This is a genomic window from Acinetobacter sp. PC34, from assembly GCF_051789135.1.
In the GTDB taxonomy this organism is placed as follows: domain Bacteria; phylum Pseudomonadota; class Gammaproteobacteria; order Pseudomonadales; family Moraxellaceae; genus Acinetobacter; species Acinetobacter johnsonii.
Genome location: NZ_CP196664.1, coordinates 2590440 through 2609413, shown reverse-complemented (window position 1 = coordinate 2609413; position 18974 = coordinate 2590440). Strand labels below are relative to the sequence as shown.

16 protein-coding genes are annotated in these 18974 nt (G+C 44.6%); 15 read left to right on the top strand and 1 reads right to left on the bottom strand.

The window, feature by feature from the left end; all coding sequences use genetic code 11:
- Window positions 1-102: 102 nt before the first annotated feature.
- The gene (locus ACSC9N_RS12725; protein WP_058952225.1) at window positions 103-1602 is read left to right on the top strand and encodes an amino acid permease; all 1500 of its coding nucleotides are present in this window, start codon (window positions 103-105) and stop codon (window positions 1600-1602) included.
- Between the two features lie 83 nt (window positions 1603-1685).
- Window positions 1686-2885, top strand: a complete 1200-nt coding sequence (gene alr, locus ACSC9N_RS12720; protein WP_228141100.1) for an alanine racemase — start codon at window positions 1686-1688, stop codon at window positions 2883-2885.
- 79 nt (window positions 2886-2964) lie between these two features.
- On the opposite strand, the gene pcaU is transcribed toward alr, so the two are convergent.
- The gene (pcaU, locus tag ACSC9N_RS12715; RefSeq protein WP_058952223.1) at window positions 2965-3789 is read right to left on the bottom strand and encodes an IclR family transcriptional regulator PcaU; all 825 of its coding nucleotides are present in this window, start codon (window positions 3787-3789) and stop codon (window positions 2965-2967) included.
- A gap of 279 nt (window positions 3790-4068) precedes the next feature.
- Here pcaU and ACSC9N_RS12710 point away from each other — a divergent pair, with 279 nt between their 5' ends.
- The 13 genes from ACSC9N_RS12710 to ACSC9N_RS12650 all read left to right on the top strand — a co-directional run bounded on the left by ACSC9N_RS12710 (window position 4069) and on the right by ACSC9N_RS12650 (window position 18907).
- A complete protein-coding gene (locus tag ACSC9N_RS12710) occupies window positions 4069-4749 on the top strand; it encodes a 3-oxoacid CoA-transferase subunit A (protein ID WP_058952222.1) in 681 nt (226 codons plus the stop codon).
- Window positions 4750-4762: 13 nt separating this feature from the next.
- Entirely contained in the window at window positions 4763-5419 is a 657-nt protein-coding gene (locus tag ACSC9N_RS12705) for a 3-oxoacid CoA-transferase subunit B (protein WP_058952221.1), read from the top strand.
- A 117-nt stretch (window positions 5420-5536) separates the two neighbouring features.
- Window positions 5537-6742 (top strand): 3-oxoadipyl-CoA thiolase, encoded by a 1206-nt coding sequence (gene pcaF / locus ACSC9N_RS12700; RefSeq protein ID WP_058952220.1) that lies wholly within the window; start codon window positions 5537-5539, stop codon window positions 6740-6742.
- A gap of 22 nt (window positions 6743-6764) precedes the next feature.
- A complete protein-coding gene (gene pcaB / locus ACSC9N_RS12695) occupies window positions 6765-8120 on the top strand; it encodes a 3-carboxy-cis,cis-muconate cycloisomerase (RefSeq protein ID WP_058952219.1) in 1356 nt (451 codons plus the stop codon).
- Window positions 8121-8128: 8 nt separating this feature from the next.
- A complete protein-coding gene (pcaD, locus tag ACSC9N_RS12690) occupies window positions 8129-8905 on the top strand; it encodes a 3-oxoadipate enol-lactonase (RefSeq protein ID WP_058952535.1) in 777 nt (258 codons plus the stop codon).
- Window positions 8906-8946: 41 nt separating this feature from the next.
- Complete coding sequence (locus ACSC9N_RS12685) at window positions 8947-10302, top strand: MFS transporter (RefSeq protein WP_058952218.1); 1356 nt, start codon at window positions 8947-8949, stop codon at window positions 10300-10302.
- A gap of 14 nt (window positions 10303-10316) precedes the next feature.
- Window positions 10317-10751 carry a 4-carboxymuconolactone decarboxylase gene (pcaC, locus tag ACSC9N_RS12680; RefSeq protein WP_058952217.1) on the top strand — a complete coding sequence of 145 codons (435 nt, stop codon included), beginning with the start codon at window positions 10317-10319 and terminating at the stop codon, window positions 10749-10751.
- 26 nt (window positions 10752-10777) lie between these two features.
- On the top strand, window positions 10778-11503 hold the full coding sequence (gene pcaH, locus ACSC9N_RS12675) for a protocatechuate 3,4-dioxygenase subunit beta (protein WP_058952216.1): 726 nt from the start codon (window positions 10778-10780) through the stop codon (window positions 11501-11503).
- A gap of 15 nt (window positions 11504-11518) precedes the next feature.
- Window positions 11519-12148 carry a protocatechuate 3,4-dioxygenase subunit alpha gene (gene pcaG / locus ACSC9N_RS12670; protein ID WP_058952215.1) on the top strand — a complete coding sequence of 210 codons (630 nt, stop codon included), beginning with the start codon at window positions 11519-11521 and terminating at the stop codon, window positions 12146-12148.
- Between the two features lie 150 nt (window positions 12149-12298).
- Window positions 12299-13156 carry a type I 3-dehydroquinate dehydratase gene (gene aroD, locus ACSC9N_RS12665; RefSeq protein ID WP_058952214.1) on the top strand — a complete coding sequence of 286 codons (858 nt, stop codon included), beginning with the start codon at window positions 12299-12301 and terminating at the stop codon, window positions 13154-13156.
- Between the two features lie 44 nt (window positions 13157-13200).
- Window positions 13201-14661: a NosD domain-containing protein gene (locus tag ACSC9N_RS12660; protein ID WP_058952213.1), complete on the top strand. Its 1461-nt coding sequence runs from the start codon at window positions 13201-13203 to the stop codon at window positions 14659-14661.
- 60 nt (window positions 14662-14721) lie between these two features.
- Window positions 14722-16038, top strand: coding sequence for a carbohydrate porin (locus ACSC9N_RS12655; RefSeq protein ID WP_058952212.1), 1317 nt, complete (start codon window positions 14722-14724; stop codon window positions 16036-16038).
- 445 nt (window positions 16039-16483) lie between these two features.
- The gene (locus ACSC9N_RS12650) at window positions 16484-18907 is read left to right on the top strand and encodes a glucose/quinate/shikimate family membrane-bound PQQ-dependent dehydrogenase (RefSeq protein ID WP_058952211.1); all 2424 of its coding nucleotides are present in this window, start codon (window positions 16484-16486) and stop codon (window positions 18905-18907) included.
- The last annotated feature ends 67 nt before the right edge of the window (window positions 18908-18974 follow it).

Sequence of the window (18974 nt, the reverse complement as noted above, 5' to 3'; positions counted from 1 at the left end):
AAAAATAATATGTAGCTTAATTTTGGACTGAGATGAAATAAGGAATTATCTAAATCTGAGTCCCATATTTACACCCATTGGGTTGTAAATTGGAGTAAAAACATGATGAATGGAAAACAGACCCATCAACAAAAAGAGCCCTTAGACGGTGATTTACTGGGTGGGCATCATTACGAGTCAGTTGAGGAAGAACAACTGCAACGCTCACTGACCAATCGTCATATTCAGATGATTGCGATTGGTGGTGCGATTGGTACAGGTCTTTTTATGGGGTCGGGCAAGACACTCGCTGTGTCGGGTACTTCGATCATCTTAACTTACCTCATTATTGGCTTCTTCTTCTTCTTCGTCATGCGTGCGATGGGGGAACTACTGCTTTCTAATACCAATTACAAATCTTTTGCAGACTTTGCAACGGCTTATTTGGGGCCGTGGGCAGGGTTCTTTTTGGGTTGGTCGTACTGGCTCAGTTGGATTGTCACCGCAATTGCGGATGTGATTGTGATTGGAGGCTATGCACAGTTTTGGTATCCCGATCTCCCCGCATGGATACCCGCCTTCACCTCCATTGCCATTTTGACTTTATTGAACTTTGTTGCGGTAAAACTGTTTGGTGAAGTGGAGTTCTGGTTTGCTTTAATTAAAATTATCGCGATCATTATGTTCCTGTTGGTCGGTGTTTATCTGATTACGATTGGTTTTGTCTCTCCAGATGGTGTGAAAGCGTCTTTAGCCCATGTGGTCGAGAAAGAGTCACTGTTCCCTTATGGTTTAACGGGTTTCTTGGCTGGTTTCCAAATTGCGGTATTTGCCTTTGTCGGTATTGAATTGGTGGGAACTACAGCAGCAGAAACTAAAGATCCGCATCATGCTTTACCACGCGCGATTAACTCAATTCCATTACGTATTTTATTGTTCTATATCGGTGCTTTGGTTTGTATTATCGCAGTCACTTCTTGGTCGCAGATTTCACCAGACAAGAGTCCATTTGTTGAAATGTTTACTTTAATTGGTTTGCCTGCAGCAGCCAGTATTGTCAACTTTGTCGTGGCCACCTCTGCCATGTCTTCAGCGAACAGTGGGGTGTTTGCCACCAGCCGGATGTTGTTCGGTTTAGCGGTAGAAAAAGATGCACCGAAAAGCTTTGCTCGACTGTCGAAAAGCAAAGTGCCTGTATTGAGTTTAATGTTCTCGATGTTCTGTGTGGTGGTAGGTACTTCAATTTTGTTCATTGTGCCTGATGTAATGACGGCATTTATCATCATTTCAGCCTTCACCTCGATTTTATGTATTTTCACCTTTGCCATGATTATTTTATCGTACTTGGCTTATCGCAAAAAAGCGCCTGAACTGCATGAACAGTCAGCGTATAAAATGCCGGGTGGACGTTTTATGGCATGGTTTACCTTATTGTTCTTAATCTTTGTGGTAGCGATTTTGGCGCTCGATCATGACACCATGATTTCGTTAGCGTTCTCTCCACTTTGGTTTATTGGATTAGGTATTGCTTATTACTATAAAACGAAAAAATATGCAGAGCGTAACTGGATTTTGACCCATGGTCGTCGCATTGAACAGGATGAAATGCCAGAAAATAATTAAGGAACAGAGGGGGAGTTTTCCTCCTTTATTTTTATCGCAAAGCAGAGGGATTTATTTTGAAAAAAGCGACACTTTGGGTATGCATGTTGGGTACAGGATTACTACATATACAGAGCAGTTTTGCCGCACCGTTATTGACGCCACATCTTTCAGCGACACAAGTGGCAGCACCACAGGCCAATGCATGGGTCGAAATTAATGTGCAGACCTTTGAGCAGAATATTCAGACCTTACAACAGCAGCTACAGGACAAAAGCCAGATTTGTGCGGTCATGAAAGCCGATGCTTATGGTCATGGGATTGAACTGTTGATGCCGAGTATTATGAAACTTAATGTACCCTGTGTTGGTATCACCAGTAATGCTGAAGCAGCGATGGTGCGCAAGTCTGGTTATCAGGGGCGCCTATTAAGGCTACGTGCTGCGACTGATCAAGAAATCCAAAATGCTGCTTCCTTAAACATGGAAGAGTTGTTGGGGAACTATGAACAAGCACAGCGCCTCTCAGTATGGGCCAAACAACAAGGTTTAACCCTTGCGTATCATTTGGGTTTAAATGCAGGGGGTATGGACCGAAACGGTTTAGAGCTGGACAGTGCACTAGGTAAACAGCAAGCGCTACGCATGACCAAACTGCTAAATTTAAAGCTGGTGGGCATCATGACGCATTATGCTGTGGAAGATGAAAAATATGTACGTGAACGTTTGGCGGTCTTTAACCAGCAAACGGACTGGATAATTAAAAAAGCCAAATTAAAGCGAGAAGCACTGACTTTACATACCGCAAATTCTTTTGCGACCTTGACGGTTCCAGAGTCACACCTAGATATGGTACGTGCAGGCGGTGTGATTTATGGTGACAGCCTGCCAGATCGAGCTGAATATAAAAAGCTGATGACCTTTAAAACTCAAGTGGCAACAGTCAATGCCTATTTGAAAGGCACAACAGTTGGCTATGACCAAACGTATACTTTGAAGCGTGATTCACTATTGGCGAACTTACCACTTGGTTACTCAGATGGTTATCGACGTGCATTTAGTAATAAAGCCTATGTGTTGATTCGTGGGCATAAAGTGCCTGTAGTTGGGCGCACCTCTATGAACACTTCCATGGTGGATGTCACTGATTTTCCAGATATTCGTGCCAATGATGAAGTGGTCCTGTTTGGCGAACAAAGGGGTGCAACAGTGAAGCAAAGTGATTTGGAAGAATACAATGGCGCTTTGCTGGCAGATGTCTACACCATGTGGGGTAACTCTAATCCGAAAGTTGTGGTGAAATAATATTTTCAACAGAAAATGCTGTACGTGCTGAAGTGTGTACAGCATGAAATTAACTAAAGTTATGCCGAAGGTGTCACAGTTACAGAATATTACGTAGTTCGCGTGCGGTTTCTTGTAGTAATGGCAGTATGTGTTGAATCAAATACTCTTTGGTTGTGCGCATGGTAGGGGAAACAATATTTAAGGCGGCAATCACTTTTAACTGTTGGCCATAAATCGGAACGGCAAGGGCATGTACGCCCAATTCATGTTCCTCACATGAATAGCACCAACCTTGCTCTCGAGTTTCATGCAATAAAGCCAGAAATGTTTCATTGTTGGTATGGGTGTATTTGGTTAGGCGTTGTAGCGGATACTGATTCAGCCATTCACATTGTTCCTGATCATCGAGATAGGCCAGTAAAATTTTGCCTGCCGATGTCGCATGTGCAGGTAAGCGATTTCCCAAATGTAGACCATAAGGATTGACGCGATCCGTTTGCTGGTGCGCGGCACTGCGTGCAATGGTAATGGCTTCATAGCCATCTAGAACCATAACGGAAAAAATGAGTGAGGTTTGATTGGTGAGCAGATTCAGCAAAGGTTGTGAAATTTTAGGAAGATGTGCTCCACCTAAGTAAGACCCTGAAAACTTAAGAATTTTAGGAGTTAAATAAAAATAATGACCATCAGATTCTAAATAGCCTAAATATTCAAGGGTGAGTAAATGGCGTCGTGCCGCAGCACGAGTCATGCCTGTGCGTTCTGCTGCCATAGTGATATTTAAACGATGTCGGTCAGTACCAAAGCTGTCGAGAATAGCCATACCTTTACTAATACCTGCGACAAAATCTTCATGTCGAATAGTTTTTTTATTGTCTTTGTGTTGAAGACGCTTTTCTTTTGTCTCGGCTGCTTCTTCCATCATGTTCCCTTTTTCGATTTTTATTAATTCATTATTTTTACTATAACGTGAAATCAGAGTGAAATAATCAGGTTTTGTTCGATCTATAGATTTTTTGTTCGATGATCGAACAAAACCTATGGTCACTATCTATCCTAAAGTGGAGAAATTATAAAAAATGAACAGATAAGGAAATCGAACTAAAAAACTAGGGAATGTGGTTTTAGCTGAATCATCCTCCAGTATAAGTTAGTTTTCCGCGCCTTTTCAAATTTGCATGATGCACAATGGAGTTATCTAATGATAGATAAAAGCGCGGCATCCCTCGCGGAAGTGCTCTCCCAAATCACCGACGGCTCAACCATCATGATTGGTGGTTTTGGTACTGCAGGACAACCTGCGGAACTGATCGATGGCTTAATTCAACTCGGCATTAAAGACCTTACCATCGTTAGCAATAATGCTGGTAATGGTGACTATGGTTTAGCCAAGCTACTCAAAGCCGGTGCCGTGAAAAAAGTCATCTGTTCGTTTCCACGTCAGTCCGACTCTTGGGTCTTCGATGAACTCTATCGTGCAGGCAAAATTGAGTTGGAACTGGTGCCTCAAGGCAATTTGGCCTGTCGTATTCAAGCTGCAGGTATGGGACTCGGTGCAGTGTTCACCCCAACCGGCTATGGCACTTTATTGGCAGAAGGCAAAGAAACCCGTCACATCGATGGTAAAGATTATGTACTGGAATATCCAATCAAAGCTGACTTTGCTTTGATTAAAGCCCAACAAGGCGACCGTTGGGGTAACTTGGTCTACCGCAAATCGGCACGTAACTTCGGCCCGATTATGGCCATGGCCGCAGATGTAACCATTGCACAAGTCTCTGAAGTGGTGGACTTGGGTGCTTTAGACCCTGAACACATCATTACCGCAGGTATTTTTGTTCAACACGTGGTGCAGGTTCAACCTGAACCTGTTGCTGTGTAATCGGGAGAACATCATGAGCTATCAAAAACTCAGCCGTAACCAAATTGCAGAACGTGTGGCACAAGATATTCCAGATGGTGCGTATGTCAATCTTGGGATTGGCTTACCGACCAAGATTGCCAGCTACCTGCCTTCAGACAAAGATGTGTTCTTACATTCTGAAAATGGGTTATTGGCTTTTGGTCCACCGCCTGAAAAAGGCCAAGAAGACCCTGAGTTGATCAACGCGGGTAAAGAATATGTGACTATGCTCGAAGGCGGTAGCTTTTTCCATCATGGGGATTCTTTTGCCATGATGCGGGGTGGTCACTTAGATATTGCAGTATTAGGTGCCTTTCAAGTGGCAGCCAATGGTGACTTGGCCAACTGGCATACCGGTGCACCCGATGCTATTCCTGCCGTCGGTGGTGCGATGGACTTAGCCGTCGGTGCCAAGAAAGTCTTTATCACCACCGACCATGTCACCAAACAGGGTGAACCGAAGATCGTGGCTGAACTGAGCTACCCAGCGACAGGTTTGAAGTGTGTCGATCGTATCTACACCGATCTATGTGTGATTGATGTCACCGCTGAAGGTTTAAAAGTGATTGAGAAAGTCGACGGTCTAAGCTTTGCAGAATTGCAGGCAATGACCGGTGCAACTTTAGTGGATGCGACACAACAGAATTAATGATTTGAATCCCCCTAAATCCCCCTTTGCTAAAGGGGGACTTCTCTAGCATCAAGTGCGGTAGGTCTCCCTCCTTTTTAAAGGAGGGATTAAGGGAGGATTAAGAGAAGAATAGATATGAAAAACGCTTACATTATTGATGCCATCCGTACCCCATTCGGACGTTATGCCGGTGGACTCGCTCCAGTGCGTGCCGATGACTTGGGCGCCGTGCCGATTCAAGCCTTAATGCAACGTAATCCCAGTGTGGATTGGACCCAAGTCGATGACGTGATCTATGGCTGTGCCAACCAAGCGGGAGAAGATAACCGTAATGTCGGACGCATGTCAGCACTCCTTGCAGGTTTACCCGTTGAAGTCCCAGCCACGACTGTAAACCGTTTATGTGGTTCATCACTAGATGCAATTGCCATGGCAGCGCGTGCGATTAAAGCCAGCGAAGCGGATTTAATTATCGCAGGCGGTGTGGAAAGTATGTCCCGTGCACCGTTTGTGATGGGTAAATCAGAAACCGCCTATGGCCGTAGTCAAAAGATTGAAGATACCACTATGGGCTGGCGTTTTATCAATCCTAAGCTGAAAGCGATGTATGGTGTAGAGACCATGCCGCAGACTGCGGAGAACGTGGCACAACAATTTAATATTGATCGTGCAGATCAAGACCAGTTTGCCTTGACGAGTCAACAGCGCACCGCAACCGCGCAAGCTCAAGGCTTTTTTAAACATGAAATCATCCCTGTGAATATTGCACAGCGTAAGGGTGATCCAATCGTAGTCGACACGGATGAACATCCACGTGCATCTACCACCTTAGCAGCTTTGGCGAAACTCAAGCCAGTCGTGACAGCAGAAGGCACCGTCACCGCGGGAAACGCGTCAGGCATCAATGATGGTGCGGCTGCTGTACTGATCGCTTCGGAACAGGCGATTCAAGAGTACCAACTTAAACCACGTGCCAAAATCATTGCTTCAACAGCAGTGGGTGTAGAACCGCGCATCATGGGCTTTGCACCTGCACCTGCCATCAAAAAGTTACTCAAACAAGCCAATCTCACAATCGAGCAGATGGATGTGATTGAGCTGAATGAAGCCTTTGCAGCACAAGCACTTGCCGTTACCCGTGACCTCGGTTTAGCAGATGACACGACTCAAGTGAATCCAAATGGTGGTGCGATTGCGATTGGTCATCCATTGGGTGCTTCGGGTGCACGTTTGGTGACCACAGCTTTAAATCAATTAGAACAAACCGGTGGCACCTATGCCTTGTGTTCAATGTGTATTGGTGTCGGTCAAGGTATTGCAATGATTATTCAGCGCGTTTAAAGCAGAGTTAAGGATAGCGATCATGAGCCAGTTATATGCCAGCTTATTTTACCAAAACGAGGTGACTGAAATTTTCAGTGATCGCGCGTTGGTGTCATACATGATTGAGGCGGAAGTTGCCTTGGCAAAATCGCAGGCTCAGGTCGGTGTCATTCCAGAATCTGCAGCAACAGCAATTTCCCAAGTTGCCCAGACTGCCCTCGATCAGATTGATTTTGATGCTTTGGCTGTAGCAACAGGCTTAGCGGGCAATATTGCGATTCCATTTGTAAAGCAATTAACCGCAATTGTGAAACAAAGTGATGAAGATACTGCGCGCTATGTGCACTGGGGTGCAACTAGTCAGGACATTTTAGATACCGCCTGTATTTTGCAATGCCGTGCAGCAATGACGCAGGTTGAAGCTTTAATTCAAGAATGTTATCGCGCAGCTTTAGCTCAAGTACAGCAGTATCGTTCACAAGTGATGATTGGACGAACATGGTTACAGCAAGGTTTACCGATTACGCTGGGGCATAAATTCGCACGTTGGGCTTCGGCTTTTCATCGTGATTTAGCCCGTATTGAAGCTATGAAATCACGTGTGTTCACTGCGCAATTAGGCGGTGCAGTGGGTTCATTGGCATCTTTGCAAAATCAAGGCACAGCAGTTGTGCAAGCATTTGCAGCACAGTTACAACTTTCAGTTCCAAGCTGTACTTGGCATGGTGAGCGCGACCGTATTGTCGAAGTGGCGGGTGTTCTCGCAATAGTGACAGGTGGTCTGGGCAAAATGGCACGTGACTGGTCGTTGATGATGCAAACTGAAATTGCAGAAGTATTTGAGCCGGCAGCGAAAGGGCGTGGTGGCTCATCAACCATGCCACATAAGCGTAATCCTGTTGCTGCGGCATCCGTTTTGGCAGCAGCCAATCGTGTGCCTGTGCTGATGTCAAGTTTGTACCAAAGCATGGTGCAGGAACATGAGCGTAGTCTAGGTGGATGGCATGCGGAATGGTTGGCATTGCCTGAAATTTTCCAACTCTGTGCAGGTGCTTTAGAGCGGACTTTGGACGTTCTACAAGGGATGCAAGTTAATGCTGAAAACATGCAACGTAATTTAGCTTGCACACAGGGTTTGATCATGGCAGAAGCGGTCATGATGGCATTGGCGCCACACATCGGACGTTTACAGGCTCATCATTTGGTAGAGGACGCGTGTAAAACAGCTGTTGCAAAAGGCGTGCACTTAAGAGATGTGATTGCTGAATTGGATCAAGTTAAAGACTTATTCAGCGTAGCTCAGATTTCAGAAATTTTTAAACCCGAATCTTATCTTGGCAATATTCAAGACCAGATTGATGCGGTGTTGCAAGAGGCAAAAGGAGAGGCAAAGTGAATATCACGATGACCAATCGTCAAGGCAAGACTTTATCCGTTGCGATCAGTGGGCAAGACAATGCGCCTGTGATTGTATTTTCAAATTCACTCGGTACCGATCAAGGCATGTGGCAGCCACAAGTTGCTACCTTTGAACAGCAGTTTAAAGTAGTGACCTATGACACCCGTGGTCATGGGAAAAGCGATGTGATTGAGCAAACCACTGTACAAAATCTTGCAGAAGATGTGATTGATATTCTTGATGGTTTAAACATTGAAAAAGCGCATTTCTGCGGCATTTCGATGGGCGGCATGACCGCTTTATGGCTCGGTATTCACCATGCAGATCGTTTTCATAGCATTACCGTGGCCAACTCAGCAGCCAAAATCTGGAATGAAGAAGGATGGAATACGCGTGCCGATGCCGTGATTGAAAATGGTTTGGCAGATTTGGTCGCGACAACACATACACGTTGGTTCAGCGAACAGTTTGATTATCAACACGATGCTTTGGCGCAGCGCACCATTCAGTCTTTAGCGACTACGCCAGCATTGGGTTATGCAGAATCTTGCCGTGCATTGGCACAAGCCGATTTGAGCAACGAGATTCAGAATATTCACATTCCAACTTTAGTAATTGCAGGGGCTTTGGATCCTGTAACGACAGTTGATGATGGCATTTTCATGCAACAACAGATTCAAAAGAGTGAACTCGCGGTGATTGATGCATCGCATCTTTCCAATATTGAGCAGCCCGAGTTGTTTAATCAAACCCTGAGTCAGTTTATTGAATCGATTCAATAGTTTAAGGATTTTAAAAGGACTTTCAGCCCAAGGAGGCAGGTATGGCGTCTCAGGAATACGCTACTCAAAAAACGAGTATAGACGCACAAGCACTGATTAATGATGCACCGATTAGCAAATATCAGTGGTTGATTGCAATTGTATGTTTTCTCATTGTTTTTGTTGACGGTATTGATACTGCGGCAATGGGTTTTATTGCTCCCGCTTTGGCACAAGACTGGGGAATAGACCGTTCACAACTGGGTCCAGTCATGAGTGCGGCTTTAGGCGGCATGATTATTGGTGCTTTGGTGTCTGGTCCAACCGCTGACCGCTTTGGGCGCAAGATTGTTTTAAGTGTTTCGATGCTGATTTTTGGTGGTTTTACTCTGGCATCGGCATATGCAACTGACTTAAACACTTTAGTGGTACTGCGCTTTTTAACGGGTATTGGTTTGGGTGCTGCAATGCCGAATGCAACCACGCTATTTTCTGAATATTGCCCGCAGCGCTCACGCTCGTTACTCGTGACCTGCATGTTCTGTGGTTACAACTTAGGTATGGCGACAGGCGGTTTCATTAGCAGTTGGTTGATCCCAACCTTTGGTTGGCACAGCTTATTCTTATTGGGCGGTTGGTCTCCACTAATTTTGATGATCTTGGTGATTTTCTTCTTACCTGAATCGTATCGTTTCTTGATTGTGAAAGGTCGTGACAGTGAAAAAGTCCGCAAAATTTTGACGCGTATTGCACCGATGCAAGTACAGGGTGTTACTGAGTTTCATGTACCTGAAGAAAAAACTGAAGGTGCAGAGAAGAAAGGTGTGTTTGGCATGCTGTTCTCTCAGAAATATGTCAAAGGCACGGTTTTATTGTGGCTGACCTATTTCATGGGTTTGGTGATGATTTATCTACTCACCAGTTGGTTACCAACCTTAATGCGTGAAACTGGCGCAACCATGGAACGAGCTGCATTTATTGGTGGTTTATTCCAGTTTGGCGGTGTACTCAGTGCTTTATTTATTGGCTGGGCAATGGACCGTTTCAACCCGAACCGCATTATTGCATGCTTCTACTTTGTCGCTGGGATCTTTGCCTTTGCCGTTGGTCAGAGCTTAGCAAATCCAACCTTACTTGCCATTTTAGTGCTTTGCGCTGGTGTTGCAATTAATGGTGCGCAGTCGGCAATGCCAGCACTGAGTGCGCGTTTTTACCCAACCCAATGCCGTGCAACAGGTGTGGCGTGGATGTCTGGGATTGGTCGTTTCGGTGCAGTATTTGGTGCATGGATCGGCGCAGTTTTACTGGGCAATGACTGGTCGTTTACAGCTATTTTAAGTCTGCTGTTAATTCCAGCAACAGCAGCAGCAGTCGCTATTTTTGTTAAATCACTGGTCGCACATACCGATGCGACCTAATTGAGGTTTCTCCCATGAATGATGAACAACGTTATCAACAAGGAATTACCGTACGCACTGAAGTGCTGGGTGAAAAGCATGTCGGTCGTTCACTTGAGAACTTGAATGATTTCAATGCCGACTTCCAAAATTTTATTAGCCGTTTTGCGTGGGGCGAAGTCTGGTCTAGACCGGGCATGCCGCGTCATACCCGTAGCTTAGTCACCATTGCCGTTTTATTGGCACTGGGCCGTGAAGACGAACTACGTATGCATTTACGTGCTTGTTTTAACAATGGTGTGACCAAGGATGATTTAAAAGAGTTGATTTTGCACTGTTCTCTGTATGCAGGTTTACCCGCAGCCAATGCAGCTATGCATATGGCAGAAGAAGTTTTTGCAGATTTGGGTATTGCCCCGCAAAAGCTCAGCGAACAGCAGCTTAGCCAAGAACAAATGAATCAAGAGTAATGGAACAAGATTAAGAGGGACGTCACATGTCGCAACTTATTTTAGGTGCTTATGCACAACGCAATACCGAAGATCATCCGCCAGCATATGCACCCGGCTATAAAACCAGTGTATTACGCTCGCCTAAAAATGCATTGATCTCAATTGCAGAAACTTTAACTGAAGTGACCGCACCGCATTTCAGTGCAGACCAGTTTGGTCCTAAAGACAATGATTTGATCTTGAACTATGCCAAAGAAGGTTTGCCGATTGGCGAGCGCATTATTGTGCATGGTTATGTCCGTGATCAGTTTGGTCGCCCAGTCAAAAATGCTTTGCTCGAAGTGTGGCAAGCCAATGCTTCAGGGCGCTACCGTCATCCAAATGACCAATTTATTGGTGCAATGGACCCGAACTTTGGCGGCTGTGGTCGCATGATGACCGATGCCAATGGTTATTTTGTATTCCGTACCATTAAACCGGGTCCATATCCTTGGCGTAACCGTATTAATGAATGGCGTCCTGCACACATTCATTTCTCTTTGATTGCTGATGGTTGGGCACAACGTCTTATTTCGCAGTTCTACTTTGAAGGCGATACGCTGATTGATTCGTGTCCGATTATTAAAACCATTCCTTCGGAAGAACAACGTCGCGCATTGATTGCTTTAGAAGACAAGAGCAACTTCATTGAAGCAGACAGCCGTTGTTACCGCTTTGACATCACTTTACGTGGTCGTCGTGCGACTTATTTCGAAAATGATTTGACTTAATTCAGGGAGAGCAACATGAACAATTGGAACTTTCAAGAATTGCATGAAACTCCATCTCAAACAGGTGGACCATATGTACACATTGGTTTGTTACCAAAACAAGCCAACATTGAAGTCTTTGAAAATAACTTTAACAACCAACTGGTTAAAGAAAATACTTTAGGCGAACGCATTCGCTTGGAAGGTCAGGTGTTTGACGGCTTAGGTTTGCCATTACGTGATGTTTTAATCGAGATTTGGCAAGCTGATGCCAACGGCGTGTATCCAAGTGCGGCGGATATTCAAGGCAAAGCGGTCGATCCAAACTTCTTCGGTTGGGGACGTACAGGGGCAGACTTTGAAACTGGTTTTTGGAGTTTCAATACCATTAAACCGGGTGCTGTTCCGGGACGTAAAGGCACAACTCAAGCCCCGCATATTGCCCTGATTATTTTCGCACGCGGTATCAACATCGGTTTGAACACTCGTGTCTATTTTGAAGATGAAGCGGAAGCCAATGCACAAGATCCTGTGCTGAAAGGCATTGAGTGGGCACCTCGTCGTCAAACCCTCATTGCAAAACGTGAACAGCGTGATGGTGAAGTGGTGTATCGCTTTGACATTCGTATTCAAGGAGAAGACGAAACGGTCTTTTTGGATATCTAAATTTTCCAAGATTTAGTGCGAGACATCTTGAACTAACTCTAAAGATAAAAGTTTATACGTGGTGATGGTATGACCCATTTCATTCATCCCACGTATATTTGCCGTTGATGACAGAAGTCTGGCAATAATTTGAAAATACAAGGAAATGTAATGATGAAGATTAAAAAAATTGCGATGCAACTCTGCTTAAGCAGTGCTGTTTTAGCAGCAATGCCAGCATTTGCAGCGGAAGTGGCTCAATCAAGCGCACAACACTATATGGTGAAAAACCTCAATATTGGTGACTTACCTGTCAAAACTATTGTGCCGATTACCGCAAAGACAGCAGAGCAAGCCATTGCCCAAGCCCAAGTGATTGCCAATAACCCAAACGCTGACGTGGCTGAGTTTCGTATCGACCTATTGGAATTTTCTGCCGACACTAAAAAAGTGATGGCATTGGGTCAGCAGTTGAATCAAATTTTAAAAGACAAACCGTTAATCGCCACCATTCGTACCCATAACGAAGGCGGAAAAATGACGGTGTCTGACCAAAACTATGAAAAAATTTATCGTGAATACCTGAAAAAGCCATTTATGCAATTGCTGGATATTGAAATGTTCCGTGATGCAGGCAGTGTGGCGAAATTAATCCAATTGGCGCATGACAAGAAGGTGTTGGTGATCATGTCGAATCATGATTTTGCAAAGACACCTGAGCAACAAGACATTGAAAACCGTCTGCTAAAACAAGATCAGATGGGTGCCGACATTTTGAAAATTGCGGTAATGCCAAAGTCAAAACAAGATGTCTTTACCCTCATGAATGCCACCTTGGTCGTCAGCCAAAAAAGTCAAAAACCACTACTGACCATGTCGATGGGGCAGTTGGGCACCATTTCACGTGTGGCGACTGCCAACATGGGCGGTAGCCTAAGTTTTGGCATGATTGGTGAAGCCTCTGCACCGGGTCAAATTGATGTGACTCAACTCAAACAGTTGCTGAAAACTGTACAACCAACCCCTTAACGCACTGCGTTATTCATGTTCAAGGATAGAAAAGGATTTAAAATATGAAACCATCAACTTTACGTTTGACCACATTGGTTTTGAGTTTAGCGGCATCAGGTTTGGCCAGTGCAGAAACTTATATTGTGGATCGTTATCAGGACGATAGTGCAAAAGGTTCACTGCGTTGGGCGATTGAACAATCGAATGCCAATGCGACGCAAGAAAATGAAATTCACATCCAAGCTGTGGGGCAAGCCCCCTATGCAATTAAACTAAATCAGCCTTTGCCGCCAATTAAGTCTTCAGTGAAGATCATCGGGATGCAATGGGACAAAACAGGCGAGTTTATTGCGATTGATGGTTCAAACTATATTAAAGGTGAAGGCGCGAAAGCCTGCCCAGGGGCAAACCCTGAACAGTACGGCACCAATGTCCGTACCACGACTTTGCCGGGTCTGGTTCTACAAGATGTGAATGGTGTGACGCTAAAAGGTCTGGATATTCATCGGTTCTGTATTGGTGTTTTGGTGAACCGTTCAAGCAATAACTTGATTCAACATAACCGTATCAGTAATAACTACGGTGGCTCAGGCGTGATGTTGACGGGTGATGACGGTAAGGGCAATCCGACCTCGACCACCACTAATAACAACAAAGTCTTGAACAACTTGTTTGTCGATAATGGTGATGGTTTAGAGCTGACTCGTGGCGCCGCATTTAACCTTGTTGCCAATAACCTATTTACTTCAACCAAAGCCAATCCAGAGCCGTCTCAGGGTATTGAAATCCTGTGGGGCAATGACAACGCAGTGGTCGGCAACAAATTTGAAAACTATTCTGATGGTTTGCAAATTAACTGGGGTAAGCGCAATTACATCGCTTATAACGAACTGACCAACAATTCGATAGGCTTTAACCTCACGGGTGATGGCAACATTTTTGACAGTAACAAAGTGCATGGTAACCGTCTTGGCATTGCCATTCGTTCAGAAAAAGATGCCAATGCCCGTACGACATTGACCAAAAACCTAATTTGGGACAATGGCAAAGACATTAAACGCTGTGAAGCAGGTGGTTCGTGTGTGCCAGATCAACGTTTGGGTGCCATTGTATTTGCAGTGCCTGCACTTGAACATGCTGGCTTTGTCGGTTCTCGTGGTGGTGGTGTGGTGATTGAAGCAGCAAAACTGCAAAAAACCTGTACACAGTCGAATGAACAAGGCTGTAATGCGATCCCAAACCAAAATATCCTAGCGCCACGTTTAAGCTATAACAAAGGTCAAGTCACCGCGACAGTTCAAGGGCAACCAAATCAACGTTATCACGTTGAATTCTTTGCCAACCTTCAAGCGAATGGTCAAGAAGCTGAACAGTACTTAGGTGCGCAAGTGGTAAAAACCAATGCACAAGGTCAAGGTCAAACTACTTGGAAAACACTGAGTGGTGCTGCCAGTGTGACAGCCAATGTGACCGATCATTTAGGTGCAACTTCTGAACTCAGTCCAGCCGTTCATATTAAATAAGCATAAATGCATGGAAAGCTCACTTGAGTTGAGCTTTCCTCACAAAAAGGGATGTTTGGTATGCAACAACTATTAAAACTTGGCACATTATCTTTGGCACTTTTAACTTGCCAGCTGGCTTCGGCCAATGAATTTTATTCGGCTGATCGTCAATGGTTATTTGGGGATTGGAACGGTGAGCGGAAGCAACTGGAAGATCAAGGCTATAAATTTACTGCGGCAATTATGAGTCAGGCGGCAACCAATCTGGATGGTGGTTATAACGATGACAATAGTTTTGACAATGCCGCGCAGCTCACACTGGGTGCCAATTTTGATTTAAATAAAATTGCGGGTTGGGAAAACACCACCGCAGGCTTAATGATTACCAAACGTGATGGTAACGCCTTAACGCTTGAACGCATTAAAGACCCGCGTGCCAGTACTTTAGGCAATACTCAAGAAATTTACGGGCGTGGCAAGATTTGGCGCTTAACTCAGGCTTGGATCAAAACAGGATTTGATGATAACCGTGTCCAATTTAAGATTGGACGTATGGGCATGTCGGATGACTTTAACAGCTCACAATGTGAATTCCAGAACTTACTTTTGTGTGGTGGTCAGTTAGGTAAATCCATCGGTTCGATCTGGTACAACTGGCCTGTAGGACTCTGGGGCACCAATATTAAATACCAATTTGCACCTGCATGGTCACTTGGTTTGGGCGTGTATGAAGTCAATCCAGACAATGTCAAAACAGACTCAGACAGTGATGGTTTTAACCTTGACATGGACAATGTTGAGGGGGCAACCATTCCTGTAGAGTTGGCTTGGAAACCAAAGTTAGCAGCATTTAATGGTTTGTCTGGTGAATATAAAGTGGGTGCACTGTATTCCACGGCTGAGGCAAAAGACATTCGCAGTGGTGAAATGCAAGATGGAAAATACAGTTTTTGGCTGAATGCACAACAACAACTGACCCAACACGGAGCTGATCCGAAGCGTGGTTTATATATCAGTTTTAATGGCGTAGTGAACGATAAGGCCACAACATTTGTAGAAAGTACACAACAACTGGCGCTTTGGTACAAAGGTCCTTTTGATAGCCGTCCTAATGATTCTATTGGTTTTGGTTTAGCCAATTATGTCGTGAATGATCGTGCGACGGACAAGCAAATCGCCACTAACGAAGGCCGTGGTTATTACAGTTATGACGCGCTCGCTAGCGATTATGTCCCAATTCAACATGACGAACTCAATGTTGAGTTGAACTATACCTATCAGTGGTCACCTGCGGTGATGCTCAGACCCAACCTACAATATATCTATCAACCTTCTGGTGTGAAAGAAGTGGATGATGCTTGGGTAGCGGGTCTTAGCGTTAAGGTGAATTTTTAATCGTATTTAAAGTGAAAGAGTGTTTAAAATGTAAGCAATACTGTTGCTGAGTCAGGGGCTGTTGACACTTCATCTATGCTTGCGACAACGAGTATTTTTTAGATGATACTAGGCGTGAAATACGCAATTTAGTCATTCTAAATAAGTGGTTCGCAACAACGTAGCATCAAAAAATACTCTAGTCCTAAAAGGTTGTGGCTAAAATCTTCACAGGCATCGTTATGAAACTTGAAAATAGTCCCACTATTGTCATCGTTCCATGCCTTGCCTGCTCAATTTTAGCCTACAACGCAAGCCATTTATGAAATATCAACAGTCCCTAAACACTCTTTTTTCATTGTTGAAGCAAGTTAATTGTGGATGCTCAAAGTTTGGATGTGGTGTGAATGATGCTCAAAACAAAGTAGGAGAGATCATTTAAAACACAGCATTTGGAGTAAAAAGTATGTCCGAAGCGCAATCTCAACCCATATTTAAAATATGGTGCTTTATATTAGGCTTAGCTTTATTGCTGACTGGCTTATTTTATTTAATCGGTGGTGGAAAACTGATTAGTCTAGGTGGTTCATGGTACTTCCTCATTGCAGGTTTATTGACTACTATTTCCGCAATATTTATTTTTAGAAAAAAAGCATTGGGTGTCTGGATTTTTGCACTGGTTTTTCTTGGAACCGTGGTTTGGGCACTGTTTGATGCAGGTTGGGATTTTTGGGCACTCCATTCACGTTTAATGTTCCCTGCGGGTTTATTTGCCGCACTCTGTTTTACTTTACCTGCTATTCGTAAGTACCAATTTCAAATTGCGCCTTCAGCACCCGCTTATGCCTTAGGTGGTTTAACGGTGTTAGGTATGCTCGGTGGTTTGTATGGCATGTTTATTCCACATCCAACGGTAAAAGCCAGTGGTGAAGAACTACCCCTAGTGCCTGTAACAGCTCAAACTCAACAAGTGAATTGGTCGCACTATGGTAATGATGCCGGTGGAAGTCGTTTTGCCGCACTGGATCAAATTAACCGTAATAATGTATCTAAGTTAAAGGAAGCATGGCGCTTTCAAACAGGCGATATGACCACAGGTACGGGTAATGGCGCAGAAGACCAGCTCACGCCTTTACAGGTCGGTGATAAAGTCTTTTTATGTACACCGCATAACAACATTATTGCTTTAGATGCAGATACAGGTAAACAAATCTGGAAGGCTGAAGTGAACTCAAAAGCCGATGCTTGGGAGCGTTGCCGTGGTGTGGGTTACTTTGACTCGACTCAAGCCTTGGTACAACCGACTTTAGCAGGTGCAAGTGCGGTGACAGCGGTGGCAAATAATACTGCATGTCCACGTCGTGTTTATACCAATACACCTGACGGTCGTTTAATTGCAGTCAATGCCGATACAGGCGAACGCTGTAAAGACTTTGGTGTTGATGGAACAGTGAACTTACTAGATGGTCTAGGTGCGGGCACGCAAGCGCCTCGTTTTGAAGTGACCTCGGCGCCAACCATTGCAGGCACCAGTATCATCGTTGGAAGTCGTATTGCTGACAACTTTGCAGCCGATATGCCGGGTGGTGTGATTCGTGCTTATGATGTGATTACTGGACAGCTACGCTGGGCTTTTGATCCACGTAACCCAAATCCAAACTATGTCCTCAAACCGGGTGAAATCTACAAACGTAGTTCAGCTAACTCTTGGGCTGCAATGTCCTACGACCCGCAAATGAACACGGTGTTTTTACCGATGGGAAGTTCATCGGTCGATGTCTGGGGTGGAAATCGTCAACCTGTAGACCATAAGTACAATTCTTCCGTTTTGGCTTTGGATGCAACCACAGGTAAAGAGAAGTGGGTTTATCAAACCGTTCACAATGATCTTTGGGACTTCGATTTACCCATGCAGCCAAGCTTGGTCGATTTTCCGATGCAAAATGGGCAAACCAAACCTGCTGTCGTCATTGGCACCAAGTCAGGGCAGTTCTTTGTACTTGACCGTATTACGGGTCAGCCTTTAACCAAAGTGGTTGAGCAACCTGTAAAAGCTGCAGATATTCCTGATGAGCAATACAGTGCAACTCAGCCACGTTCAGTTGAAATGCCACAAATTGGCAATCAAACTTTGACTGAATCGGACATGTGGGGCGCAACGCCATTTGACCAGTTGATGTGTCGTATTAACTTTAAATCAATGCGCTATGACGGTCTTTTTACAGCACCGGGTTCTGATATATCTTTAAGTTTTCCGGGTTCGTTGGGTGGGATGAATTGGGGCAGTATCGCATTTGACCCAACGCATCGTTATATGTTTGTCAACGACATGCGCCTAGGTCTGTGGATTCAGCTGATTAAACAAACGCCTGAAGATTTAAAACTTGAAGCCAGTGGTGGAGAGAAGGTCAACACAGGTATGGGCGCAGTGCCAATGAAAGGTACACCGTATAAAGTGAATAAAAACCGCTTTATGTCGGTATTAGGTATTCCATGTCAAAAACCACCTTTCGGAACCATGACGGCGATTGATATGAAAACCCGTCAAGTGGCTTGGCAAGTGCCTTTAGGTACGGTTGAAGATACGGGTCCAATGGGCATCAAAATGGGCTTAAAAGCGCCGATTGGTATGCCAACTATTGGTGGTCCAATGGCAACTCAAGGTGGTTTAGTGTTCTTTGCTGCAACACAAGACTTCTACTTGCGCGCCTTCAATTCATCTAATGGTGAAGAGTTATGGAAAGCGCGTTTACCCGTAGGTAGCCAAGGTACACCAATGAGCTATATTTCTCCAAAAACAGGCAAGCAATATGTGGTCATTTCCGCAGGTGGGGCACGTCAGTCGCCTGATCATGGTGATTATGTGGTTGCGTATAGCTTAGCCGATTAAAACGTTTTATTGTATGGGAAGCCTGTCGAGATGATAGGCTTCCCATTTTTATGGTAATAACAAGCAA